This window comes from Microbulbifer sp. VAAF005, assembly GCF_030012985.1.
In the GTDB taxonomy this organism is placed as follows: Bacteria; Pseudomonadota; Gammaproteobacteria; order Pseudomonadales; family Cellvibrionaceae; genus Microbulbifer.
The window spans coordinates 1,779,955-1,804,156 of the sequence record NZ_CP120233.1 but is presented as its reverse complement, the minus strand read 5'-3'; the positions used below and the strand labels follow the sequence as shown (position 1 = coordinate 1,804,156).

At 53.2% G+C, this 24,202-nt stretch carries 20 protein-coding genes, 1 other RNA gene and 1 pseudogene; 16 read left to right on the top strand and 6 right to left on the bottom strand.

Annotation, left to right across the window (positions count from 1 at the left end):
• Positions 1 to 95: 95 nt before the first annotated feature.
• Both P0078_RS07990 and P0078_RS07985 read left to right on the top strand, forming a co-directional pair.
• Positions 96 to 1,283, top strand: coding sequence for a GGDEF domain-containing protein (locus P0078_RS07990; RefSeq protein WP_282933884.1), 1,188 nt, complete (start codon positions 96 to 98; stop codon positions 1,281 to 1,283).
• A gap of 107 nt (positions 1,284 to 1,390) precedes the next feature.
• On the top strand, positions 1,391 to 2,014 hold the full coding sequence (locus P0078_RS07985) for a Yip1 family protein (RefSeq protein ID WP_282933883.1): 624 nt from the start codon (positions 1,391 to 1,393) through the stop codon (positions 2,012 to 2,014).
• 38 nt (positions 2,015 to 2,052) lie between these two features.
• Here P0078_RS07985 and P0078_RS07980 read toward each other — a convergent pair whose 3' ends face one another.
• Positions 2,053 to 3,960: a M48 family metallopeptidase gene (locus tag P0078_RS07980; protein ID WP_282933882.1), complete on the bottom strand. Its 1,908-nt coding sequence runs from the start codon at positions 3,958 to 3,960 to the stop codon at positions 2,053 to 2,055.
• A 2-nt stretch (positions 3,961 to 3,962) separates the two neighbouring features.
• Positions 3,963 to 4,559, bottom strand: coding sequence for a LemA family protein (locus P0078_RS07975; RefSeq protein ID WP_282933881.1), 597 nt, complete (start codon positions 4,557 to 4,559; stop codon positions 3,963 to 3,965).
• A gap of 174 nt (positions 4,560 to 4,733) precedes the next feature.
• Here P0078_RS07975 and P0078_RS07970 point away from each other — a divergent pair, with 174 nt between their 5' ends.
• Positions 4,734 to 5,924: an acetyl-CoA C-acyltransferase gene (locus P0078_RS07970; protein ID WP_282933880.1), complete on the top strand. Its 1,191-nt coding sequence runs from the start codon at positions 4,734 to 4,736 to the stop codon at positions 5,922 to 5,924.
• 70 nt (positions 5,925 to 5,994) lie between these two features.
• On the opposite strand, the gene P0078_RS07965 is transcribed toward P0078_RS07970, so the two are convergent.
• The 4 genes from P0078_RS07965 to P0078_RS07950 form a co-directional block, all read right to left on the bottom strand.
• On the bottom strand, positions 5,995 to 6,585 hold the full coding sequence (locus P0078_RS07965; protein WP_282933879.1) for a BON domain-containing protein: 591 nt from the start codon (positions 6,583 to 6,585) through the stop codon (positions 5,995 to 5,997).
• A 3-nt stretch (positions 6,586 to 6,588) separates the two neighbouring features.
• Positions 6,589 to 7,179 carry an SIS domain-containing protein gene (locus tag P0078_RS07960; RefSeq protein ID WP_108734203.1) on the bottom strand — a complete coding sequence of 197 codons (591 nt, stop codon included), beginning with the start codon at positions 7,177 to 7,179 and terminating at the stop codon, positions 6,589 to 6,591.
• A 64-nt stretch (positions 7,180 to 7,243) separates the two neighbouring features.
• Positions 7,244 to 7,606: a YraN family protein gene (locus P0078_RS07955; RefSeq protein ID WP_282933878.1), complete on the bottom strand. Its 363-nt coding sequence runs from the start codon at positions 7,604 to 7,606 to the stop codon at positions 7,244 to 7,246.
• The gene (locus P0078_RS07950) at positions 7,593 to 9,506 is read right to left on the bottom strand and encodes a penicillin-binding protein activator (protein ID WP_282933877.1); all 1,914 of its coding nucleotides are present in this window, start codon (positions 9,504 to 9,506) and stop codon (positions 7,593 to 7,595) included. The genes P0078_RS07955 and P0078_RS07950 overlap by 14 nt, the downstream gene beginning before the upstream one ends.
• Positions 9,507 to 9,545: 39 nt before the next feature.
• Between P0078_RS07950 and rsmI the strand changes: the two genes are divergently transcribed.
• The 13 genes and pseudogenes from rsmI (at position 9,546) to murC (ending at position 24,062) form a co-directional block, all read left to right on the top strand.
• Positions 9,546 to 10,388, top strand: coding sequence for a 16S rRNA (cytidine(1402)-2'-O)-methyltransferase (gene rsmI / locus P0078_RS07945; protein ID WP_282933876.1), 843 nt, complete (start codon positions 9,546 to 9,548; stop codon positions 10,386 to 10,388).
• A gap of 59 nt (positions 10,389 to 10,447) precedes the next feature.
• An RNA gene (gene rnpB / locus P0078_RS07940) (RNase P RNA component class A) lies at positions 10,448 to 10,804 on the top strand.
• A gap of 455 nt (positions 10,805 to 11,259) precedes the next feature.
• Positions 11,260 to 11,703 carry a division/cell wall cluster transcriptional repressor MraZ gene (gene mraZ / locus P0078_RS07935; RefSeq protein ID WP_282933875.1) on the top strand — a complete coding sequence of 148 codons (444 nt, stop codon included), beginning with the start codon at positions 11,260 to 11,262 and terminating at the stop codon, positions 11,701 to 11,703.
• A gap of 12 nt (positions 11,704 to 11,715) precedes the next feature.
• Positions 11,716 to 12,648: a 16S rRNA (cytosine(1402)-N(4))-methyltransferase RsmH gene (gene rsmH, locus P0078_RS07930; protein WP_282933874.1), complete on the top strand. Its 933-nt coding sequence runs from the start codon at positions 11,716 to 11,718 to the stop codon at positions 12,646 to 12,648.
• Positions 12,649 to 12,652: 4 nt separating this feature from the next.
• A complete protein-coding gene (gene ftsL / locus P0078_RS07925; RefSeq protein WP_282933873.1) occupies positions 12,653 to 12,928 on the top strand; it encodes a cell division protein FtsL in 276 nt (91 codons plus the stop codon).
• 247 nt (positions 12,929 to 13,175) lie between these two features.
• On the top strand, positions 13,176 to 14,876 hold the full coding sequence (locus P0078_RS07920; RefSeq protein WP_282933872.1) for a peptidoglycan D,D-transpeptidase FtsI family protein: 1,701 nt from the start codon (positions 13,176 to 13,178) through the stop codon (positions 14,874 to 14,876).
• Positions 14,873 to 16,405, top strand: coding sequence for a UDP-N-acetylmuramoyl-L-alanyl-D-glutamate--2,6-diaminopimelate ligase (locus P0078_RS07915; protein ID WP_282933871.1), 1,533 nt, complete (start codon positions 14,873 to 14,875; stop codon positions 16,403 to 16,405). The genes P0078_RS07920 and P0078_RS07915 overlap by 4 nt, the downstream gene beginning before the upstream one ends.
• Complete coding sequence (locus tag P0078_RS07910) at positions 16,398 to 17,777, top strand: UDP-N-acetylmuramoyl-tripeptide--D-alanyl-D-alanine ligase (RefSeq protein ID WP_282933870.1); 1,380 nt, start codon at positions 16,398 to 16,400, stop codon at positions 17,775 to 17,777. The genes P0078_RS07915 and P0078_RS07910 overlap by 8 nt, the downstream gene beginning before the upstream one ends.
• Positions 17,777 to 18,862: a phospho-N-acetylmuramoyl-pentapeptide-transferase gene (mraY, locus tag P0078_RS07905; RefSeq protein ID WP_282933869.1), complete on the top strand. Its 1,086-nt coding sequence runs from the start codon at positions 17,777 to 17,779 to the stop codon at positions 18,860 to 18,862. The genes P0078_RS07910 and mraY overlap by 1 nt, the downstream gene beginning before the upstream one ends.
• An 8-nt stretch (positions 18,863 to 18,870) precedes the next feature.
• A complete protein-coding gene (murD, locus tag P0078_RS07900) occupies positions 18,871 to 20,253 on the top strand; it encodes a UDP-N-acetylmuramoyl-L-alanine--D-glutamate ligase (protein ID WP_282933868.1) in 1,383 nt (460 codons plus the stop codon).
• A pseudogene (gene ftsW, locus P0078_RS24535) lies at positions 20,226 to 21,472 on the top strand (putative lipid II flippase FtsW). Before murD ends, ftsW begins: the two are co-directional and overlap by 28 nt.
• Complete coding sequence (gene murG / locus P0078_RS07885; protein WP_282933865.1) at positions 21,472 to 22,569, top strand: undecaprenyldiphospho-muramoylpentapeptide beta-N-acetylglucosaminyltransferase; 1,098 nt, start codon at positions 21,472 to 21,474, stop codon at positions 22,567 to 22,569. Before ftsW ends, murG begins: the two are co-directional and overlap by 1 nt.
• 29 nt (positions 22,570 to 22,598) lie before the next feature.
• Positions 22,599 to 24,062 (top strand): UDP-N-acetylmuramate--L-alanine ligase, encoded by a 1,464-nt coding sequence (gene murC, locus P0078_RS07880; protein WP_282933864.1) that lies wholly within the window; start codon positions 22,599 to 22,601, stop codon positions 24,060 to 24,062.
• Positions 24,063 to 24,202 lie beyond the last annotated feature (140 nt).

The window sequence follows — 24,202 nt, the reverse complement described above, 5'->3', positions numbered from 1 at the left end:
CGGTTCCCCCTTCTTCAATTTTGTGACCCGGTTCCGAGTATACGCTTGCCCCAAGTCCGTATAATGGCGCGTTATCTTTTATTGCCGCGAATGTCATGCCGCCGTACCTTCAGTGGCTGCGCTTTATTTGGCTGCCAGGGATGCTTCTGGTGCTTCTCGTTGCGCAGTATCTTCCCTGGATCGATCTGACCCATTTATACAGTCCGCAGTTGCCAGTGTTGCTATTGGCTATGGCGGCATTGCTCAGTTTTGGTTTTCGCTCAAGCCGGGTTGCGCTTTCAGCACTGCTTATCATGGCCCTATACATAGCGGCTCACTCCCAGTTACTCCCCAGCCTGCAAAGGGATCTCCCGCTTTATCTCTCACTGGTTGCGGTAAATCTGGTTCTGTTTACTTGCAGTCGTGATCGCAGTGTTTTCAGTATTTTTGGGTTTTTATGGGGCCTGCTTTTGCTGGCTGAGGGGGTGGGCTTTGTCTTGCTTTACGATTGCTGTGCGCCGCTGAGGCTGGCATTTCCTGTCGAGAATTTACCTGGCTGGTTGTCCGGGTTTTTACCCGACGCATTTTCGTTGCCACAATTGATTGGCAGTGTCTCTGCTCTCGGTGCTTTTACCTTACTTTTTCTCTACCCTGGCCCCACTACTATGGGTCTGTTTAGTTGCACTGTTTTGCTGCTGTGCAGTGTTTGGCTGAGCCTTCCTCTCGAGTTTACCGGGTCTGTAGCGGGAATATTGTTGGTCGCTTCGCTGCTTGGGGCCAGTTATGAATTGGCGTTTCGCGATGAGCTGACTGGGCTTCATTCCAGGCGGGCCTTCCGCTATCAGATGCTGACGCCAGCATGGAATTACAGTCTTGCCATGGTTGATATCGATCATTTTAAGAAGCTGAATGATCGCTATGGGCACCAAGTGGGTGATCAGGCTTTGCAAATGGTTGCGGCTCAACTCGCGCGCCACTCTCACGGTGCCGTGTTTCGCTATGGCGGCGAGGAGTTTGTTATTTATCTTCCGGGCCGCAGTCGCGAGGCGAAAGAAGCTTTATTGGAAAAAATCAGGGAGAAAATCTCAAGCTACCCACTGCGCCTAAGGTCATCGGGGCGCCTTGCCGCAGGGGCTTCGCTCAGGGGAAAGGGCGGTGGGAAGCCAGTAAAAGTTACTGTGAGTATTGGCGTTGCCCACCGCAATAAAAAACTAAAGAAACCCGAGAGTATCCTTAAAGCGGCTGATCAAGCGCTTTATAAAGCAAAGCGCAGCGGGCGAAATTGCCTGTCTGTCCACAGCTGATATAAATCAAGTAAATTTGAAAGTGACGCTTAATTCCCTTTTGGCATTGGTCAATCTGTTGTGCGCCACCGATACTGCAAAGCAGGGTATTGGAAGGGAGATTTGGTGTGCGGATACTCAGTCATACAATAGGTATTCTTACCAACCCGGAAAAAGAGTGGAAAGCGATACGCGCTGATCGCCATTCTTTTTTTGAGGTGTTTGTAACTCATGTGCCGCTTCTGGCGTTGATTCCTACAGTGGCCGGTTACTTTGGGGTTACCCGGGTAGGCTTTCAGGTTGGGGGGCATCTGGCAAAGCTGACACCTGAAAGTGCAGCTGTTCTGTCGGTTGTTACTTATTTTGCATTGCTGGTTGGCGTCTATTGCCTCGGAGAGTTTATTAACTGGATGGCGCGATCCTACGGAGTTGAGGGCGATGAGCCCACGCGCCATTATGAAGGCACGGCACTTGCGGTGTTTATTACTACGCCAATCTTCCTGGCGAGTATCGTCGTCCTTTATCCACACCCCTGGCTCACGATGGCGTCGGTAGGCATTGCCGGGATGTATTCTATTTACCTGGTCTTTGCCGGCATTCCGATCCTGATGAATATGAATAAGGATCGAGCATTTCTGTATGCCTGTGCAGTATTAACCGTTGCCTTGGTAATGATGGTTACGGTGCTTATTGGCTCCGTCATTTTATGGAGTGTGGGCATCGGGCCGGTTTATCAGCACCACGCCTATTAAGGCCGCACAACGCCAGCACTTGTGCTGGCGTTGTGCGGCTATCTAGCCTTATCGATAATCGGTGGCATAGGGCAGTCCAGGCTGTCAGCGACGGCCCTTAACAGTTCGATCTCCTCCGCTTTAATTACCCCATTGTGATTCAAGGTGATCACAATCGCTTTCAGTAAGTCGGGTTTCTCCAGGGGCGGTATAAGGCTGGCGATTGCAATGGCCTTGTCCAGTCGTGGCAGGGTGATATCAGCGATGCCGGGTAGCGGGGTTATTTCAAGCCTGAGAGCACTGAGTCCCTTCTCATAAGCACGTTTTGCTGGAAGGTATTGGCTGTTTCCCGCATGGGCGATGGCTGCAATGATAAATCGTGAAGCATCTTTGTTGGCATGTTTGCTGTGGGAGAGGCGCTGTCGATCTGGAGCGCCGTCGAGCGCGTGCATTAATACCCGGTACAGGGCCCATTCCCAAACTTCAACTTTCCCATCGCTGTGTAGAAGCTTGATAAGATTTCGTTTAAAGATCTGGTACTGCTGAGGGACTAAGGCGCGCAAGGCCGGGATACATAGGTCTATCAATGCGAGGCGAGCGTTGCTCGGCAGTGATTCCATATGTGGTGTGAGTTTTTTCATCTCGCGGATAACAGCGGGATGGGCAATTTTCTCCAGGAGGTTTAGCTGTTTGTCTCGCTCGGCTTTATCCTTGTGCAGAAGAAGGTAGTAAACCAGTGCCCGGGCGGTAAAAGGTTCGTGTGCAGCCTGTTGGATCAGAGGTGGAATAGAACCCAGCAGTTGATATCCAAGCTCAACTTGGTGTGTATCTGGTTTCGTGATGCTGTTGTCCACCGCATCCAGAGCAACTTGGAAAGGCGTTGTAGGAGCGGCCATGGCGAACTGAGGATTTTGCAATTCACTGGGTTTTAAAATCTGGGCTTCACTTTTTACCTGTTCTTCCGTATTGGAGAATAGGCCGTTCCAGGCGGGTTCTAACCTCTTGATGCGCACTGGCAATGGAGGGTGAGTGGCAAAAAGGCTGAGCAGGGAGCGTTTTACCCCAACCGCGAACAACATATGGTTAAACTCTGCTGCGTTGGGGCTGCTGAGTTCTGAGCCTAAATTGCGGCCACCAATCTTTTTCAGTGCGTTGGCAATACCGAGGTTGTTGCGAGTAAATTGTACTGCGGAGGCATCGGCAAGAAACTCCCGCTGCCGACTGACTGCGGCCTTGATCAGGTTGCCGATCAGCGTGCCGGTGTAGCCGAGGATAATCAGAGTTATTCCCAGGCCTAGTAGCGGATATCTTATGGGGGTTACGCGCCTGTGGGGTGCCGGGCTTCTGACAAGGAGCTGTCCCAAAAGTCCAATAATTAAGATTCCATGCAACAGCCCGGTGATCTGGGTGTTTAGACGAATGTCTCCATTGAGAATATGACTGAACTCGTGGGCAACAACGCCCTGTAGTTCCTCCCGGGTAAGCTTTTCCAGGGAGCCCCGTGTCAGGCCAATAATGGCGTCGGTAGGGTTTTGGCCAGCGGCAAAGGCATTGATGGTGCTGTCCTCAATGATGTAGACATCGGGTACCGGAATACCTGCTGCAATAGCGACCTCTTCCACAACGTTTAGAGCTCTCTTTTCCCGCTCAGTTTGCGCGGAAGTATTAAGCTTGTGCCCTCCCAGGGATTCCGCCACAGCCTTTCCCCCAGGGGATAATTGATGGAACTTGTACAGACTGCCCAGAATAACGACGGTACCGATGACAAAGGCTATTGAGCCAAGGGTCTCCCAGCCCAGAAGTTGCACAACTTCAAAGGGAGTAAATGGCTGGCCGCGAGACAGTGACACCATGGCTGCCGTAGCCAGGGTGCTCAAACTGATTAGGGCAATGAGGGCCAGGCTGAACAGGAAAACCAGCAAACGACTGCTGTGCTTGGCTTTGTCCTGGTGAACGTAAAAGTTCATATTTAAAACTCGATACGTGGCGCGACTTGAAAGGTTTCTGAGTCTGCAAACTCAAGCAGTTTGGCGTTGGCCCTGTGGCCAAAAAAACCGGCCAGAAATACTGGAGGGAAGCTCTGCTTGTAGATGTTGTAGCTGGTGACGCAGTCGTTAAAAGCTTGGCGTGCAAATGCCACACGGTTTTCGGTGCTGTTTAACTCCTCGTTGAGTTCGCGAAGGGTCTGGTCGGCTTTCAATTCCGGGTAAGCCTCAATCACCATATTCAGGCGACCCAGAGCGCTGTTGAGAAGGCCTTCTGCGCGGCCGAGCTTATCGATAGCGGCCGGATTGGTAGGGTTTTTAGCGGCAGATTTAAGGTCTGAAATTGCGGTATTGCGCGCACTGATTACCGCTTCCAGGGTTTCCCTCTCGTGATTTAGGTATGCCCTGGCACTCTCTACCAGATTTGGTACCAGGTCGTGGCGTCGCTTTAACTGTATCTCTATCTGCGCAAAAGCATTTTCGCTGTGGTTTTTCAGTGAAACCAGTTTGTTAAAGATACTGATGATGAAAAAGAACAGTGCGATGACCACCGCCAGCACAATAAGTCCCGTAGACCCCATAACGCTCCCCTATTTATCCCTGTTGGTGGCGTAAATAGTAACACGATGGGCTGATACTGCTGCGCACCGGCCGCACCCCTGGCGGAGCGGGGTGCGGCTTCGGCTATAATGCGGCGACATTAAAACAATTGCCGCCACCACAGTGATGGCGGCACAGAACTTGGAGCAGCCAGAATGAGTGATGTAACTTCGGACCCTGTAGTGATTGTCGGAATGTCGCGTACGCCAATGGGCGCTATGCAGGGCAGCCTTTCAGCCCTCACTGCCCCGCAGTTGGGTGCTGCGGCGATTCGCGCGGCCCTTGAGGACGCAGGTGTGGCACCTGCCGATGTGGATGAAGTGCTGATGGGTTGTGTGCTCCCGGCAGGTGTCGGTCAGGCTCCGGCACGCCAGGCATCACTGGGTGCTGGCATCCCTGTCGGCACTCCTTGCACCACTGTTAACAAGGTGTGTGGCTCCGGAATGAAGACTGTGATGATGGCCCGCGATGCCCTGCTGATGGGTGAGGGTAAGGTTATCGTTGCTGGTGGTATGGAAAGCATGAGCAATGCCCCCTACCTGCTGGCCAAGGCCCGCTCTGGTATGCGCCTCGGTCATGGAGAGGTCAAAGATTCCATGTTCCTGGATGGCCTGGAAAATGCTGCAGATGGCAAGCTGATGGGTACTTTCGCCGAATCTACTGCCGATAAGTACGATTTCACCCGCGAAGAGCAGGACGCTTTTGCCCTGGAATCTCTGGCGCGTGCCCAGGCTGCGATTGAAGGTGGTGATTTTACTCGTGAAATCTCCCCGGTCACGATTGCCTCTCGCAAAGGTGAGATTGAAGTGAGTGTTGACGAGGCCCCAGGTAATGCCCGTCCAGATAAAATCCCTCAACTGAAGCCAGCGTTCCGTAAAGACGGCACTGTAACCGCTGCGAACTCCAGCTCTATTTCTGACGGTGCTGCGGCGCTGGTGTTGATGCGCAAAAGTGAAGCTGAGAAGCGCGGCTTGAAAGCTCTGGCTGTTCTCAAAGGGCAATCCCAGTTTGCCCGTGAGCCCGAGTGGTTCACTACGGCTCCGGTCGGCGCTATGCACAAGCTGCTGGAAAATGCCGGTTGGTCTGCGGCGGATGTGGACCTATTCGAGATTAATGAGGCATTTGCGGTAGTGACTATGGCTGCAATGCGTGAGCTCGATTTGCCCTGGGAGAAGGTCAATGTTAACGGTGGTGCCTGTGCCCTTGGCCACCCGTTAGGTGCTAGCGGTGCCCGTATCCTGGTTACCCTGTTGGCAGCGATGGAAAAGCGCGATGCCAAGAAGGGCGTGGCAAGCCTGTGCATTGGTGGCGGTGAGGCTACAGCGGTTGCTATAGAGCGCGTATAAGTTACAGACTTGAGCGCTAACAAAAACGGAGGCAGTTGCCTCCGTTTTTGTTTGTGTAGTGCGGGAAATATTAGTTGATGTATTCCACTGCTTTCACAACCTTCTGTACCCCGCCTACCGAGCGGGTCACTTCGGCTGCCCGTTCCGCTTCGGCAGGAGTTAGCAGTCCCATCAAATAAACAACTCCATTCTCGGTCACGATTTTGATGCGACCACTGTCTACTTCCTTATTGGCAAACAAGTTGCTTTTCACCTTGGTGGTTAGCCAGGTATCGCTGGTGCTGGCCAGTAAAGTGACTTTACCGCGCACCTGAATTTCGTTGTAGACCTGGCGAACATTCTGCACTTGTTCCGCCGTGCGCCCGGCGAGCAGGCGCAGTTCCTGGCTGGGCACCTGGCCGGTGAGCAGTACAACACCGTTAAAAGAATTGATATTGATGTTGGAGATTTTCAGGTCTGGGTGAGCTTTGTTGATATTGACTGTGGTCACCGTCTCGATGCGTTGGTCATCAATATAGGTGCCAAAAGATCGCTCGCCAGGGTCCTGCTGTATGGGACCGTCATGGGTGGCCTCCAATACAGTGCTGCATCCCGCTAACAAGGTGGTTGCCGCGAAGGCAGCCAGGAGATATTTCCCCAGGGTCAACTTTTTGTTGTTCATCGTTTATTCCTCGTAGCCACCAAACAAACTACTGTCGATTAGGTCGCACAGGCAAAAAATTGTCAGAAGATGTACTTGGTGTACCTCTGCTGCGACATCGGATGGCACCCGTAGTTCAATATCATGGGTATCGAGCAGGGCGGCGCAGTCGCCGCCATCACCGCCGGTCAGTGCGAGTATGCCCATATCCCGGTCCCGAGCCGCACGCATGGCCTGAACCAGGTTTGAGTCGCGCCCATCGCTACTGATAATTACGAGAAGGTCACCGGGTTGCCCCAGGGCGCGAACCGGATGTGCGAAGGTGTCTGCACCGCCGTGGTTTGAGGCAACGGTGCCCATGGAGACGCCGTCGCTGTTGAGGGCCATAGCCGGTAAGCCGGGGCGTTCGCGCTGGAAGCCGCCGGTCAATTGCGAGCTAAAACTTTGCGCCAATGCGCCACTGACACCATTGCCACAGAGCAGGACTTTGCTCTCTGCCAAGAGTGTATGCACCACCATTTCGCTGGCTTCTGCAATCAGCGGGGCCAGTATCTCGCCAGCGTTCATTGTGGCTTCAAGGCTGTGGTGAAAAAGGGTTACGACTCGCTGTTCCATTGTGTCCTTAATTCAGGTGAGCTCGAACTCACCATAACTTGACGGGGTAAATCTCGGTTTTGCCTCAGGCTTCAAAGGCGTTTTTAAGCCACTGGATGTTCTGTGCATCTCCATCTATGGCAAGGACATCGAAGCGGCACGGACAGTCCAGTTTATGTTGCTGCAAATAGCGGTTGGCAGTGGCCAGTAGCTTAGCTTGCTTGCGTGAATCCACGCTGGCTGCAGCTCCGCCGAACTGGCTCTTGCGGCGGAAGCGCACCTCCACGAACACGATAGTATCGCTTTCACGGGCGATAAGGTCTATCTCTCCGTGTGAACTGCGATAATTGCGCTCCATCAAGGTGAGCCCCGCGCGCTGCAAATAGCGGCCCGCGGCAGCCTCCATTTGGCTGCCGACAGTGCCGCTTGAGCCCTTAAAAAGCCTCACGATTCCCACTTAATTCGATCGGCTCCCGCTGCGGCAATTGGGGCTCGACGGTAGTGATGGGCACCGGCACCCCTTTGTCGATTCGCGCCCACATTTGTTCGCGCACTATGCGGCCATCGGCGCTCAGGCTCAATGCGCCAGTGAGACCGTGTACTTTCTGTTCCGGGAATTGGCGCAGCATCGGCAAGCGCGGGTAGAGGCGGAAGGCATCGGCGCCTAAGGCATACAGTCTGGCAAAAGCCGGTGCGGGCGACGCCTGCTCCTCGATATCCTGCTTGGTTTGATTGCTTTCAAACAGCCAGGGCAGGGCGGTAAAGCGAATACCGTTCATATCCCTGTCGCGATTGCGGTTGATGCTGCCACCAAAGACATGAGAGGTAGCGTATACGGGCAGGTCACTGGCGTAGTAGTAGGTCAGCATGGGGTTGAGCTGGCGCGCCTGCTGGGGTTGTGCTGCCAGGAATACCATATCGACATCGTCACGGCGTCTGGGGGTAAATTCCAGCTTTGCCGCCAGGCGACTCTGCAATTCCTTCTTGCGCGCGTTGCTGGCGGGAATTAACAGGGCATCGCTGACCAGGGCTGAGAACTTGCTGTTGTCCTTAAATGTCCGGCGAATGCTGACTGAGCCACCGAGGCGCAGCCACTCTTCTTCAAATGCTTCAGCGCCGCGCTGCCCCCAGCTATTGTCAGCGGTGAGGACCATTGCCTGTCGCTTGCCCTGCCGGTAAGCGTGCTGGGCAATTTGCCGCGCTTCATCTTCAATTGCCAGGCCAAACTGGACAAGGTCTGTGGTCAGGCGCCCCTCATCGCCGTAGTTGAGGGCGAGAGTAGGCACTGGCAGTTTTTCTGTGGCAAGCAGGTTGGCTACCTTGCTCTTATCCAGTGGGCCAACAATCATCTGCGCACCGGCATCTACGGCGCTCTGGTAAATTTCCTCGAATGGCTGATCGGAACCGGTGTCGTAAACCATCACTTTCGGAGTTGCGCCGCCAGCATTCAGGGCGGTGTAGTGGGCGGCCATAAAGCCATCCCGGATTGCCCTGCCGGCATTGCCCAGGGGGCCGGACAGTGGCAGGAGTAGCGCTACGCGGTCTGCCCGCTGGGCGGCCAAGCGCTCTAACAGCTGCAATGCCTGTGGCGGATGGGAATTGGCACTATGGGCGGGCCAGCGCTCGCGCCAGCGGCTGAGGGCGGTCAGCTGTGAGCTGATATCCGTCTGGGTGTCGCGGCCCAGCAGGGCGAGTTGATACCAGGCGCGCATCTGGGTGTCATTACTTTGGGTGGCGCGAGCCTGCAATTCACTGGAGGGCAGCTGGGTCAAGAGATGCCAAAAGCCGTTGTTATTCTCTGTGATCGCTTCGTCGGACTGGGCGATATAGGAAATTTCGCGCCGCTCACTAATTGCGCTGTCGAGATTTCCCAGAAGTCCCCATAGGTCAGCGCGCAGGCTGCGTAGAGGTAAGGCAGTCTTCTGTGGTAACTCCGGCCACACATTTTCCAGGCGTGGAGAGGCTGCTAGGTCGAGGGCCTCAAAGAAGTCGTCGTCTGCGGCAAGTAGGCTGCCATAAACCTGTGCATAGCTGGCGAAGAGGTTGTCGTCCAGCTGTTCGGGCGTAATTTTGATTACCGCCTCTTTTGCCGTCTCTTTATCTCCCAGCTCGTATAGAATAGCGGCCGCTTGCAGGCGCTGTTGATCCCGCGCCGGTGCCGGCAGGGTGTCGGCACTGCGCAGCATACGTACAGCTTCACTGCGGCTTGCGGTGTGGCCGGCCGAATAATCCGGCTGGTAAACGTTTGGCCGGGAAGCCGGTGTCTGGCAAGCAGCCAGTGCGACTGCCAGTGAGGCAGCTGCCATTCTGGTGATTACAGTAGAGGTGCGCCGGGAAGAGGCGGACATAATCTTCTCCCGCAATATTTATATTTGGAGTGAACAGCTATGGGGCCGGATCAGGCGCTGCTTTATATTGTCGCTACGCCCATTGGTAATTTGGCCGATATGGTACCGCGAGCGATCGAAGTTCTACAATGTGCCGATCTGGTTGCGGCGGAGGACACACGTCACAGTCAGCGATTATTTTCCCATTTTAATATCGATACGCCACTGATGGCATATCACGATCACTCGGATGACAAGCGCACAGAGCAGATTTTGCAGCGCTTGGAGCAGGGCCAGACCATTGCCCTGATTTCCGATGCGGGCACCCCACTGATCTCAGATCCCGGTTATCGCCTGGTACGTGAGGCCCGGGAGCGAGGAATCAAAGTCTCCCCGATACCGGGGGCTTGTGCTTTCGTCTCCGCACTGAGTGCCGCCGGACTCCCCAGTGACAAGTTTAGTTTCGAGGGATTTCTGCCGGCTAAGTCCGGTGCTCGTGAGCGAGCCCTGCAGGAGTTGGCCGGTGATACCCGTACCCTGGTGTTCTACGAGGCCCCGCATCGGGTTGCTGACACTCTGGAAGCAATGGCGGTCGTGTTCGGCGGTAATCGAGAGGCGGTGATAGCTCGCGAGGTCAGCAAGGCCTTTGAAACTTTTCAGTTGATGCCTCTGGCTGAGTTGGTTGAGTGGGTCCGCGCTGACAGCAATCAGCAGCGCGGTGAGATTGTTTTGATGGTGCGTGGTGCAGAGCGCTCTCGTGAAAGCGAGCTGGATGGGGAGGCACAGCGTGTAATGTCGCTGCTGTTGGCGGAGTTACCGCCAAAAAAGGCGGCGGCGATCGCTGCCGAAATTACTGGAGTGAAAAAGAAAGCCCTGTACAACTGGAGCCTGGAGAAAAAATAAGGCACTGATTGCTGCAATTGCCTGTTGCAATCCGTCTGTCGCCTCTTTACTCTTCGCCGCGAGCTGGCCGGGCAATCGCTGTCGCCTTGTGCGATGGAGGAAAGTCCGGGCTCCATAGGGTGGAACGCCAGGTAACGCCTGGGGGGTGCGAGCCTACGGAAAGTGCAGCAGAGAGTAGACCGCCGATGGCTCCTTTTTTGGGAGTACAGGTAAGGGTGAAAGGGTGCGGTAAGAGCGCACCGCGCGGCTGGTAACAGTCCGCGGCATGGTAAACCCCGTTCGGAGCAAGACCAAATAGGCCCTCTATAGGTGTGACCCGCACTGAGGGCGGGTAGGTCGCTTGAGGTGTCTGGTGACAGGCATCCCAGATGAATGATTGTCCTCGACAGAACCCGGCTTACAGGCCAGCTCAACAATTTCAAAAGCCCGGCATTCGCCGGGCTTTTTTGTTTGCCTGATGTGGTGGTCCCGGCTCCGGTAGCCCTCTTTGTGTTCGCCTATTTCTTCTCGTTTAATTTCGGCTAAAGCCTCTTCTTGGCGCAAAAAAATTGATTAACTGTTAAGGGGGCGATCGTGCCAGATAGGGCTGTTCCGACTAGTTTCAATGTGCCAATATGCGCCACTTCTCTGGAGGCCGCGATTTTACAAGGGGTTATGGGGACTTTGGGGTCGAATTCCTTGACTTTGTGTCGACCAGTTTTATAGTGTCGAGAGTGGGAAAAAGTGGAAAATCGTGGAAATTTGTGGTTTATTCGCGATAAGTAAGTGGGTGTTCACACCGCCAGGTTAAAGTCGAACATCTTTCTCCATTGACCTGCCATATGGGAGTGAGTCGCGAGAGGCGCGATCTCCAAAGCGAGAACCACTAAACGTGTATTTGGGCAGCCACGCAATCAATATGGACGCCAAGGGGCGTCTGGCAATACCGGCACGCGTCCGCGATAGGCTGTTGGATGAGTGTGCGGGGTGCTTGGTGGTGACTGCCCATACAGAGGAACGCTGCTTGTTGGTGTATCCGTCGCCCCAGTGGCAGCAAATTCTCCCGAAGATTGAAGCATTGCCCAGCTTTAACAAAGTGGCTCGGCGCGCTCAGCGCCTGCTGATCGGGTATGCCTGTGAACTGCAGGTGGATGGCAATGGCAGGGTATTGATTCCGCCAACTCTGCGTGAGTACGCAGGGCTGGAAAAGAAATTGATGTTAGTGGGCCAGGGGAAAAAGCTGGAGCTCTGGAGTGAGGAGCGCTGGATGTCCTGGCTCGATGATAGTGAAGACGAAGAGGGTATGCCTGAGGAAATGGCATCCCTCTCTTTATAAGGGGAGTACCGGGTGTCTCAAGAATTGCATCGCAGTGTGTTGTTACGCGAGGCCGTAGACGCTCTGGTGACTGAGCCGGATGGGTTTTATATCGATGGCACCTTTGGCCGGGGTGGGCACAGCGCCTCAATCCTTGAGCACTTGGGGCCCAATGGCCAGTTGGTAGGGGTGGATAAAGATCCCCAGGCTGTTGAATTTGCAGAGCAGCGGTTTTCCGGTGAATCTCGTTTTTCCATTTGGCATGGGTCTTTTGCCGATATGGATAAGGCTGCCGGGCAAGCTGCCGGTAAGGTCAGTGGAATATTGCTCGATCTAGGAGTGTCTTCGCCGCAACTGGATCAGGCCGAGCGCGGTTTCAGTTTTATGCAGGATGGCCCCCTGGATATGCGTATGGATACCAGTCGGGGTATCAGTGCAGCGGAGTGGGTCAACACTGAGGCTGAGGCCGAAATGGCCCGGGTGTTTAAAGAGTACGGCGAGGAGCGTTTTGCCCGTCGAATGGCTGCTGCCATTGTAAAGCGCCGGCTGGAAAAACCATTTGAGCGCACCCTCGATTTTGCCGAGGTTGTGAAAGAGGCGAATCCGGCTTGGGAAAAAGGTAAACATCCTGCTACCCGAGTCTTTCAGGCTATTCGTGTCCATATTAATGGCGAGTTGGATGATCTGCAGAGCGCATTGGATAAATCCCTGCAGTTGCTGGCACCGGGTGGGCGCCTGGTGATTATCAGTTTCCACTCTCTTGAAGACCGAATGGTGAAGCGTTTTATTCGGGAAAAAGAGCGCGGTCCCCAGTTGCCTCGTGGCCTTCCGGTTATGGATAGTCAGATAGCCAAGTCACTGCGCTCGGTGGGCAAGGCAGTGAAAGCCAACACGGTTGAAGTGGATGAAAATCAGCGGTCCCGCAGTGCAGTAATGCGGGTGGCAGAAAAGCTGGCGGGAAGCTGAGTTTATGTCTGGCAAGGCTCTACTTGGAGTGGGGGTAATGTGGATAGCGGTAATACTGTCGTCGCTATCTGTTATTCATACCACCCAACAAAGCCGAGAGTTAACTGCTGAGCTGGGTAAGGCACAAAAAGCCCACGATGAATTGCGCTATGAGCAGGAGCGTCTCCTTTTGGAAAAAAGTGCCTGGTCTGCCTATAGCCGGGTCGAACACGTCGCTCGAGAGAAATTAAAAATGCATATGCCAGCACCTTCGGAACAGGTATTGGTAGTGGCGGATTAAGTTTTAACCGCCTTGGATGAAGACGTAAGTACCCCACTGCTTGCCCGGTGGGGTTTCTGCGTTTGGGGGCTTTGGCCTTTAAATAATTATAAAGAATTTTGCGTTAATTGAGTTTTGGAGTTCAGGCCCTGGAGAGTGGCATGCTCAGCCGGGATGCAAAATAAATAGATAACGCCAACTGGGAAAACATGGGCGCAGTCAAAAAAAGGATATTCAGCCGGGTATAGCCCGCTGGCGCTTTGCGCTGGTGGCGGTCCTGCTGTGCCTGCTCGCTCTTACCCTTGTGTTCCACTTGGCCAAACTGCAGGTAGTGCCTGCTGCTGAGCGCGGATATCGTTTCCTGCAAGACCAGGGCCGGGCCCGCACCTTGCGCACCGAAGAGATTGCTGCCTATCGGGGCTCAATAGTCGATCGAAACGGTGAGCTTCTCGCTGTCAGTACACCGGTACACAGCCTGTGGGCCAATCCCAAGCTGTTGAGTGAAATAAGCGATGCGAATTTAGTGCGCCTGGCTCGCGCGCTGGATTTACCGTCTTCCAAACTGGGCTCTCGCCTAAAGAAATACCGAAACAAAGAATTTATGTACCTGCGCCGGCACCTGTCTCCAGAAGAGGCTGAGAAAGTGCTGGACCTGGGTATTACAGGTGTTTTCAGTAAAAAAGAGTATCGGCGCTTCTATCCTGCTGGGGAGGTCGTAGCCCAACTTCTCGGTTTTACCAACATCGATGATCGCGGCCAGGAAGGAATGGAATTGGCCTACGACGATTGGCTGTCCGGACAGCCGGGATCACGTCAGGTAATTAAAGATCTGAAAGGGCGCACGGTAAGGGATTTGGCAATTCGTCAGGAAGCGCAACCGGGCAGGGATCTGCGTTTGTCTATCGATATGCGCCTGCAATATTTGGCCTACCGGGAATTAAAGCGGGCGGTGTCGGAAAACGGCGCCGCTTCCGGCTTTATGGTGATTCTCGATACTCACAGTGGCGATGTGTTGGCCATGGCCAACCAGCCTTCATTTAATCCCAATGATCGTAAAGGGGTTAAATCGGCGGCTATGCGTAACCGTGCGCTGATCGACCAGTTTGAGCCGGGTTCTACAGTGAAACCCTTAACGGTATTGGCGGCTTTGGAAACCGGGCGCTACACCCCAGGAACAGAAATAAACACCAGCCCTGGATATATTCGCGTGCCGGGAAAAACCCTGGTGGACCCGGTTAATTACGGAAAAATAGACCTCACCAAGATTATTACCAAGTCGAGCCAGGTGGGAATTACAAAAATTGCTCTCGATTTGGAACCAAATTCTCTGCGGGGACTCTTTTATCGCTTGGGTCTGGGCGAGGCAGTGGGCAGCGGCTTCCCCGGTGAAGCACAGGGGATCTTGCCCAGTCGCAGCCGCTGGCACCCAATCGAGCGGGCTAATTTCGCCTTCGGCTACGGTTTAACAGTTAACGCTGTGCAACTGGCACAAGCCTACAGTGTACTGGCGAATGAAGGGGTTAAGCGTCCTGTTTCCCTGGTTTTATCCGGTGACAAAGTTCCGGGCGAGCCTGAGCAGGTTATTGAGCAGTCCTTGGCTGGGCAGGTTACTGCGATGTTGGAGACGGTGATTGGTGCTAAGGGTACCGGACGCCTTGCCGCTGTAGAAGGTTATCGTGTCGCCGGCAAGACCGGTACTGTGCACAAAGTTGGCAGTAGTGGCTATGCGGATAATCGCTATCGCTCAGTATTTGCGGGCTTTATCCCCGCTGATAATCCGCGCCTTGCCGCGGTAGTTGTTATTGATGATCCCAGTCACGCCAAATATTACGGTGGTGAAGTTGCTGCACCGGTATTCGGTGCGGTGATGACTGGTGCTATGCGCCTGTTGCAGGTTCCGCCGGAAAAAATTGAATCGGCGGAAGGGCAATTGGCCGCGCAGTTAAGCGAGAGGGGTTCAAAATCGTGAGTCAGCGCGAACAACATTCTGTTTCTATCAAAGAATTAGTGCCGGGTTACGCCGGTATTCCCGATATTTCTGTCACTGGTATTGCCCTGGATAGCCGCAAGATAAAAGCGGGCGATGCATTTATGGCCTTGCGCGGTTCTGTGGTCGATGGTCGGGAATATATCGATGCGGCAATTACTGCAGGTGCTGCGGTAGTGCTTGCTGATGGTGACAAGTTGGGATGTAAAAGCCGTGGTGATATCCAGGTGGTCAGTGTTCCCGGTCTGGCAAAGCGGGTAGGGGAAATTGCCGCGCGCTTCCACGGTAACCCCAGTGGTGAAATGCACTTGGTTGGAGTGACTGGCACCAACGGTAAAACCACTTGCGCCTATTTGACTTCCCAATTACTGGCTCGCCACTATGGCAGTGCAGCATTGATAGGCACCATTGGTAATGGGGTCTGGAAAGATAACCAAATCGAATTGCAGGAAACGGGTTTAACAACGCCTGACCCGGTGAGTTTACAAGCGGACTTTGCAAATTATCGCGATAGTGGCGTTGCCGCTGCCGCAATGGAAGTTTCTTCGCATTCCCTTTCTCAGGGACGTGTGCATGGGCTGATTTTTGATACGGCAATTTTTACCAATTTGAGCCGCGATCATTTGGATTATCACGGCAATATGGCCGCTTACGGCGCAGCCAAAGAGAAACTTTTCGGACTGCCAAAATTGAAGCGAGGAGTCATTAACCTGGATGATCCGTTCGGCGCCCAGTTGGCAGAGCGCTGCAAATTGCGTGGCCTGCGCGTTATTACTTATGGGCTGCAGGCGGGTGATTTATATGTTGCAGACCTGCGTCGCCATGAGCGCGGTTTTTCTGTAAAACTTAATTCCCCTTGGGGTAGCGGTGAGCTGCACGCACCCTTAATTGGCGATTTTAATATTCACAATGCCTTGGCTGTCGTAGCTGCTGCAGCGGCAGAGGGCATGCCTTTTGAAGATATTCTTGCCGCTTTCCCCACTATCAAAGCGGTGCCGGGGCGTATGGAGCATGTCCTGGTTGAGGGTTCCGATGATGTGGGTGTATTGGTGGATTATGCCCATACACCAGATGCTCTTCGCGCGGCTTTAGCAGCAGCGCGCCCTTACTGTCGCGGTAATTTGTGGTGTGTTTTTGGTTGTGGCGGCGACCGGGATACGGGTAAGCGCGCGGCGATGGGGCGTATTGCCTCCGAGATGGCGGACCGTGCCATTGTGACTAGCGATAATCCGCGCAGCGAAGAACCACAAAAAATTATCGACGATATTCTCGAAGGGGCTGCCAGTAATATCGAAGTTGAAATTGATCGCGCGACAGCGATATCTCAGGCGGTATCTGCAGCACAACCGGGGGATATTGTATTGATCGCCGGTAAAGGGCACGAAAATTACCAAATTATCGGCAGTGAAAAAATTCACTTCTGCGATCGTGAGCAAGCTGCTGCAGCTCTCAAAGCCCGCGTGGATGAATCGGGCCAGTCAAGTGAAGGCAAGGAGAGCCAAGGTGATTAATTCCCTTACGTTGCAGCAACTGCAAAGCCGTTTTGGTGGTGAGTTAATCAATGGCTCTGTGGAGTTTGAACTGGTTTGCACGGATACCCGCAAGCTGGACCCCAAATCTTTATTTGTTGCTCTGGTTGGCGAAAATTTTGATGCTCACGACTTTGTCGGTGAGCTGGATGGCCAGGTATTGGGGTTGGTTGTCGATCGTAAAGTGCCTAGTTGCAGTTTACCGCAGTGGCGCGTTGAAGATACGACGGTCGCATTAGGACAAATTGGCTTACTGTGCCGTGAGCAGTTTGACGGTCCGGTTGTGGCGATCACAGGGTCCTGCGGAAAAACCACCGTTAAGGAGATGCTGTCTGCAATTTTTTCCCAGAGTCATACACCCTGTGTAACCGAGGGAAACCTGAACAACCAGTTCGGTTTACCTATGACTTTGTTTGGGCTGACAGTGCAACATGATGTGTTGATTCTCGAAATGGGAGCTAACGGCCCTGACGATATCGGCTACCTGTGTAGTATCGGCAAGCCGCAGGTGACGGCGGTAAATAACGTAATGCCAGCGCATGTCGAGGGCTTTGGTTCTGTTGATGCTATCGCAAAAGCCAAGGGCCAAATTTATACCAGTTTGGATGTATCGGCGACGGCGGTGATCAATACCGATGATGGCTATGCGAATTACTGGTTGGAGAATATGCCCGAAGGGGTAAAGACTCTGGCTGTTGGCTTATCTAATGAGTGTGCTATCCATGCGGATAATATTGTATTGAATCCCAATGGTTGCCCTTCATTTGACTTGGTAATTGAAGGCGTTGCCCACCCTGTTAGCCTGAAATTGCTTGGTGAGCACAACGTTCACAACGCTCTGGTTGCTGCTGGCTGTGCTTTTGCTGCGGGAATACCTGTGGTTGAAGTTATCAGCGGACTTAACACGGTGACCGGGGTTGCTGGGCGCTTGCAGGAGCAGGCAGGTATTGCCGGTGCAACCGTTATTGATGACAGTTACAACGCGAACCCGGGTTCAGTAGGTGCGGCCATTGAATTGCTGTCACAGCGTTCGGGTAAAAAAATTCTGGTGCTGGGGGATATGGCCGAGTTGGGGCCGGACGCAGAGGAAATGCATAGAAGCGTTGGAGCTTTGGCGCGAGAGCGGGGCTTGGATGCGCTGTTTACATTGGGGCCGCTGGGTACTGCCGCCAGCATGGCCTTTTCTGCGGGGAGGCAAGAGTCGCTGCGCAATTATCGCGAGAGAGAACCCCTGGTTACTGCTCTCACTCAACAATTGGATGAACAAACCACAGTTTTGGTTAAAGGATCACGCAGCGCCCGTATGGAATTGGTAGCGCAGGCACTGCTTGGCAATAGCAGAGGGGAGAAGTAATGCTGCTTTGGCTAGCGGAGCTATTACAACAACATATCAGCGGTTTTTCGGTATTTAACTACCTGACCGTGCGCGCAATTCTTGCTGCGTTGACGGCTCTGGGTATTTCACTACTTGTGGGTCCGCGCATGATTCACTGGTTGAACCATTTACAGGTGGGGCAGGCTGTTCGCGATGATGGTCCACAAAGCCATTTGAGTAAATCTGGCACCCCGACTATGGGCGGCACCTTGATTCTCGCCTCAATTTTTGCCTCAGCCCTACTCTGGTCTGACCTCAGTAATCGTTACGTGTGGGTTACTTTATTAGTTACCTTTGTTTTCGGTGCTGTGGGCTTCGTGGATGACTATAAAAAAGTCGTTTACAAAAATCCCCGTGGCCTTATTGCTCGCTGGAAATATTTTTGGCAATCCGTTGCCGGGTTGGGTGCAGCTATTTATCTGTATATGAGTGCTTCAAGCCCGGCAGAGACCCAGTTTTTTGTTCCCTTTTTTAAAGATGTTGCGATAAACCTGGGACCAGTATCTTTTATATTGCTGACCTATTTTGTTGTTGTTGGCTCCAGTAATGCGGTTAACCTGACTGATGGCCTCGATGGCTTGGCGATTATGCCTACTGTGATGGTGGGTGGAGCACTTGGGGTGATTGCTTATCTATCCGGCCATATGGAGTTTGCTGACTACCTGCATATTCCCGCAATTCCAGGAGCCGGGGAGTTGGCGGTGTTCTGCGCTGCCCTCGGTGGTGCCGGACTCGGATTCTTATGGTTTAACACTTATCCGGCCCAAGTGTTTATGGGGGATGTGGGCGCTCTGGCACTGGGGGCGGCGCTGGGAATTATTGCGGTAATTACCCGTCATGAAATTATTCTGTTCATCATGGGCGGTGTGTTTGTGATGGAGACGGTTTCCGTAATTTTGCAGGTGGCATCCTTTAAATTAACGGGGAAGAGAATTTTTCGCATGGCGCCTCTCCACCACCACTTTGAGTTAAAAGGGTGGCCGGAGCCTCGAGTCATTGTGCGCTTTTGGATTATTACCGTCATTCTGGTCTTGGCTGGTTTGGCAACACTGAAAATTCGATAAATAGATAAATGAGCCTGATCGCGACTTCTTCACAGCAGAAAGTGGTAATAGGTCTTGGCGCTACCGGAAAGTCGGTGGTGCGCTACCTGCTGCGTCACGGCCATACGCCGGTCGTGGTAGACAGTCGCGATAACCCGCCGGGGCTCGAAGCTTTTCATCAGGAGTTCCCAGAGGTTGCGGTGGAAACAGGTCCACTGCGCCCGGGGACAATACTCGCGGCGAGCTTGATTATTGCCAGCCCCGGAGTTGCGCTTGCTGAACCCGTATTGCAGCAGGCGATTGCGGATGGGATTCCTGTGGTTGGGGATATTGAGTTATTTGCCCAGGCCCTGACTCGGATGCAATCGACAGCGAAGCTCGCCGCGATTACCGGTTCCAACGGAAAGAGTACAGTGACCACACTCCTGGGGGAGATGGTTGAAGAGGCAGGGCTGACAGTTGGTGTGGGCGGCAATATTGGTGTGCCGGTGCTGGATTTACTTGAGAAACCTCTGCCGGACATCTTTGTTTTGGAGCTTTCCAGTTTTCAATTGGAAACCACCTACTCGCTGGCACCTGACGTAGCCACCATTTTAAATATGAGTGCGGACCATATGGACCGCTATCCCAGTATGGTGGAGTACCACCGGGCCAAGCAGCGCATTTATCGCGGAGCGGATCAGTTCGTGATAAATCGCGCGGACCCCTTATCCCAGGGGCCTCTTTCCCGAGAGAGACGGGAGTGGAGTTTTGGGCTTGATCAGCCGGATCTCAATCAGTTTGGACTGCGCTTGCATGAGGGGCAGAACTGGTTGGCTCGAGGCACAGAAGTTTTAATGCCTGTGGCCGATTTGGCTATGGTGGGTAAGCATAATATCGCCAATGGTTTGGCAGCCCTGGCAATGGGCTATGCACTGGGCCTGCCCAATGAGGCGATGCTAAAAGTTTTACGCAGCTTTCGCGGGTTGAAACATCGCTGTGAGCGCGTGGCTGATTTTGAAGACGTTGTTTATGTTAACGATTCAAAAGGCACCAATGTAGGAGCAACCCAGGCGGCATTGGATGGCTTGGCTACGGCAAGCAGAAAAATAGTGCTTATTGCTGGAGGGGATGGCAAGGGTGCTGACTTTGCTCCCTTACGGAAAAGTGCAGGAGCACTCCGGGCCCTGGTTTGTATTGGTGTAGATGGAGACAAAATAGCAGGTGTCTTTGATGGCCTGTGCGAGATTCGCAGGGCTAGCACAATGGCAGAGGCCGTCGCTGAGGCCAGACAATTAGCCAATGGCGGTGACTATGTATTGTTATCACCGGCATGTGCCAGCTTTGATATGTATAAGAATTTTGAAGCCCGCGGTGATGATTTTCGCCAGGCCGTTTTGAAATTATGCGATACCGCTGGAGGCTCCCAGTGAGTGCTCAGGTAATCAAGGTTCAAGGTAGTGAATGGCAGGATGGGCTGCTGCTACTCAGTGTTCTGGTTCTGGCTAGCATTGGTGTGGTGATGGTCGCTTCAGCATCTATCGCTTTTGCTACGGATATTTATGGTGATCCCTGGTATTTCCTCAGGCGTCATTTGGCTTTTTTGATGGTTGGTGGATTAGCTGGATTTGTCGTTAGTCAGATTCCCCTGTCAATTTGGTCGCGACTGTCCTGGCCATTATTACTGTTTGCCTGCCTGCTATTGATCGCAGTGCTTGTGCCGGGGATTGGACGGGAGGTGAACGGTAGCCGGCGTTGGCTGGTATTTGCAGGCATAACTGTGCAACCCGCGGAAGTGGCTAAGTTCTGTCTGTTAGTTTTTTTGCCAGTTTTTTAACTCGTCGAAATAAGCAACTACGTCACTGGACCAGCTTTATGGTGCCAGTGGTGATTCTCGCAACGGTTGCTCTGTTATTGCTTTTACAACCGGACTTCGGTTCGGTGGTTGTAATTTCAGGCACCGTATTGGCAATGGTTTTTTTGGCGGGAGCGCGTCTTCCCCATACTTTTTTATTGGTAGCTGCGGCTGCGAGTGGACTGGCGCTAATGGCACTGATGAGCCCCTATCGCTTACAGCGATTGCTGACGTTTCTGGATCCTTGGGGGGATCAGTTTGCCAGTGGCTACCAACTTACCCAGTCCCTGATTGCATTTGGTCGCGGAGAGTGGTTTGGAGTTGGTTTGGGCAATAGTGTGCAGAAACTGTTTTACCTGCCTGAGGCCCATACGGATTTTATTTTCGCCATTCTGGCAGAGGAATGGGGAATGTTGGGTGGCGTAGTGCTGGTAGGGCTTTTTGTTGTTCTCACCTACTCACTGCTCCGCCTGGTAAAAGAGGCCTTGGTGCAGGAGAAATTTTTCGCTGCACTTCTGGCTTTTGGTATGGCAGTGCTATTGGCAGGACAAGCTTTCGTGAATATGGGCGTTGCTTCAGGCCTGTTGCCGACTAAAGGGCTAACGCTGCCATTTGTCAGCTCTGGTGGCAGCAGCCTGATTGTATGTTGTGCATTACTTGGCTTGGCGATGCGGATTCGGGCTGAACTAAAAGAGCCTGCTGAAAACGGAAGCGGGGGGCTTGAGCTTTTGCGTCAGCTGCCAATATTCCATTCAACCAAGTCCAGTGTGAAGGGCAGCAACGGAGAAACGGTTTGATGCCTGAAGTAAATAAGCGTTTTTCTGGAAAGAAGTTTTTGCTGATGGCCGGTGGTACCGGCGGTCATGTGTTCCCAGCGTTGGCTGTGGCTAAAGCGTTGCAAGAGCAGGGAGCTGTTGTCGAGTGGTTAGGTACTGCCCGTGGGATTGAATCCCGATTAATACCTGCGGCGAATATTCCTTTGCACTGCATTAAAGTGGAGGGTATTCGGGGGAAGGGAAAGTTGGCCTTACTTAAAGCCCCGTTGCAAATTTTGCGGGCAATTGCTCAGGCCAGGACAGTTGTTAAGCAGGTACAACCTGATGCAGTACTCGGCTTTGGTGGCTTTGCGACCGGCCCAGGGGGCGTTGCAGCCCGTCTCAGGGGGATACCGTTGATTATTCACGAGCAAAATGCTGTTGCCGGAACGACAAACCGCTTGTTAGCGCGGATTTCCAGCCAGGTGCTTGAAGCATTTCCCAGTGGGTTACCCGGTGCCAGGCAGGTGGGTAATCCAGTGCGCAAAGAAATTGCAGAATTGCCTGAGCCAGAAACACGAATTGGCAGCCAGTCGTCTCTGCGCCTTTTGGTATTGGGCGGTAGTCTCGGTGCTGTAGCAATTAATGAACTGGTTCCTAAGGCAATCGCATTGCTGAAACCCTCCCTGCGCCCGGTAGTGGTCCACCAGGCTGGAGAGCGCCACCTTCAGGCTGCCAAAGACGCCTATAAAGAGGCGGCAGTAGAAGCTGAGGTGGTCCCTTTTATTGCGGATATGGCTGAGGCCTACCGCTCTGCGGACCTGATTATTTGCCGTTCCGGGGCTTTGACTGTTTCTGAAATTTCAGCGGCGGGAGTCGGTGCAATCATGGTGCCTTTCCCCTTTGCAATTGATGATCATCAAACGCGTAATGGCGAGTGGTTGCAAAATGCTGGCGGAGCGATTGTTATGCAGCAGCGGGAAATGGACGAGCAGAAGTTATCCGGCTTGTTACAAAGCCTGTTAGAAGATCGTCAGAAACTATTGCAAATGGCGACCTCCGCGCGGCGCGCGGCAAAAACTGATGCGACTGAGCAAGTGGTTAACGCTTGCAGAGAAGAGCTGGCCTCGGCCAGGTAACACAGAATAAGTGGACGAAGGTTAAAGTAATGTCTTCAGTGCGGACAAACGAAGATAAAAGTTATGCGGTACCGGCTATGCGCCGTATCCGCCGTATCCACTTTATCGGTATCGGCGGTGCCGGTATGAGCGGTATTGCTGAGGTATTGCAGAACCAGGGCTACGAAGTCTCAGGTTCTGACCTGCGTGAATCTGCGGTTACTGATAGATTGCGCAAATTGGGCGTTAAGGTCCAAATCGGGCACAGCGAGGAAAATGTTCGCGGCGTTGATGTTGTGGTTAATTCCTCTGCCGTACATGGCGATAACCCGGAGCTGATTGAAGCGAGAGAAAAGAGAATCCCTATTGTACGCCGTGCCGAAATGCTCGGTGAACTAATGCGCTATCGCTATGGCATTGCTGTGGCGGGAACCCACGGAAAGACCACCACGACCAGCTTAATCGCCTCAATTTTTGCGGCAGATAAAAAAGACCCGACCTTTGTTATCGGTGGCCTGGTCAACGCTGCCGGTGCCAATGCTGCCTTGGGCGAAAGTCGCTATCTAGTGGCTGAAGCTGATGAGAGCGATGCATCTTTTATTCACTTACAGCCGATGGTGACGGTGATTACCAATATCGATGCGGACCATATGGAAACTTATGGTGGCGACTTCGAAAAGGTGAAACAGATCTTTATCGACTTTGTACACAACCTGCCATTTTACGGTCTGGCGGTAGTTTGCGGGGATGATGCCAATGTTCAGGAAGTCATCCCCAAGTTTTCCCGCCCGGTTCTGACCTATGGATTTGATGAGGGTAATGACTACCGCATCGTTGAAGTAAAGCAAGAACCTCTGCGCAGCCATTTCACGGTACAGAGACCCAAGGGTGATCTATTGCAGGTTTCTGTGAATACACCGGGTATTCATAATGTTCTCAATGCGACTGCAGCAATTGCTGTAGCTAGTGATGAAGGCGTTAGTGATGAAGCAATTCGCCAAGGTCTAATAGGCTTCCAGGGCGTTGGTCGTCGATTCCAGATCTACGGTGATTATGCAGTTAGCGATGATACCGAAGCTGATAAGGTGATGTTGGTAGATGACTACGGTCACCACCCACGTGAGGTAGCGGCTACCGTAAAGACAGTTCGAGATGGCTGGCCGGATCGTCGCTTGGTAATGATTTATCAGCCCCACCGTTATACCCGTACGCGGGACTTGTTTGAAGACTTTGTCCAGGTCCTCTCTGAGGTGGATAAGTTAATTTTGCTGGATGTATACAGTGCCGGTGAAGCGCCAATTGCTGGTGCCGATGGCCGAACGCTTGCGCGAAGCTTACGCAACAGGGGACAGGTAGATCCGATTTTTATGGAAACTATCGATCAGGTTCCCCCGGTATTAGCTGATCTGTTGGAGCCGGGTGATATTGTCCTGACCCAGGGAGCTGGCAACGTCGGAGCACTTTCGCAAAGGTTGGCTGATTGGCGCTTGGGTGAGCGCAGCAGTGAGGGCTAGGTAGCGAGTGAAAGGGGCTGGAACGAAATCAACCTCCAGGAAAAAAAAGCTGCTCGCGGTGCGAGCCCCTTAGGGGCCAGCGATTCTGAAAAGCTTCGCCTGAACTGGGGGCGGTGTTTTTTTGCTGGTGATGTTCGCAG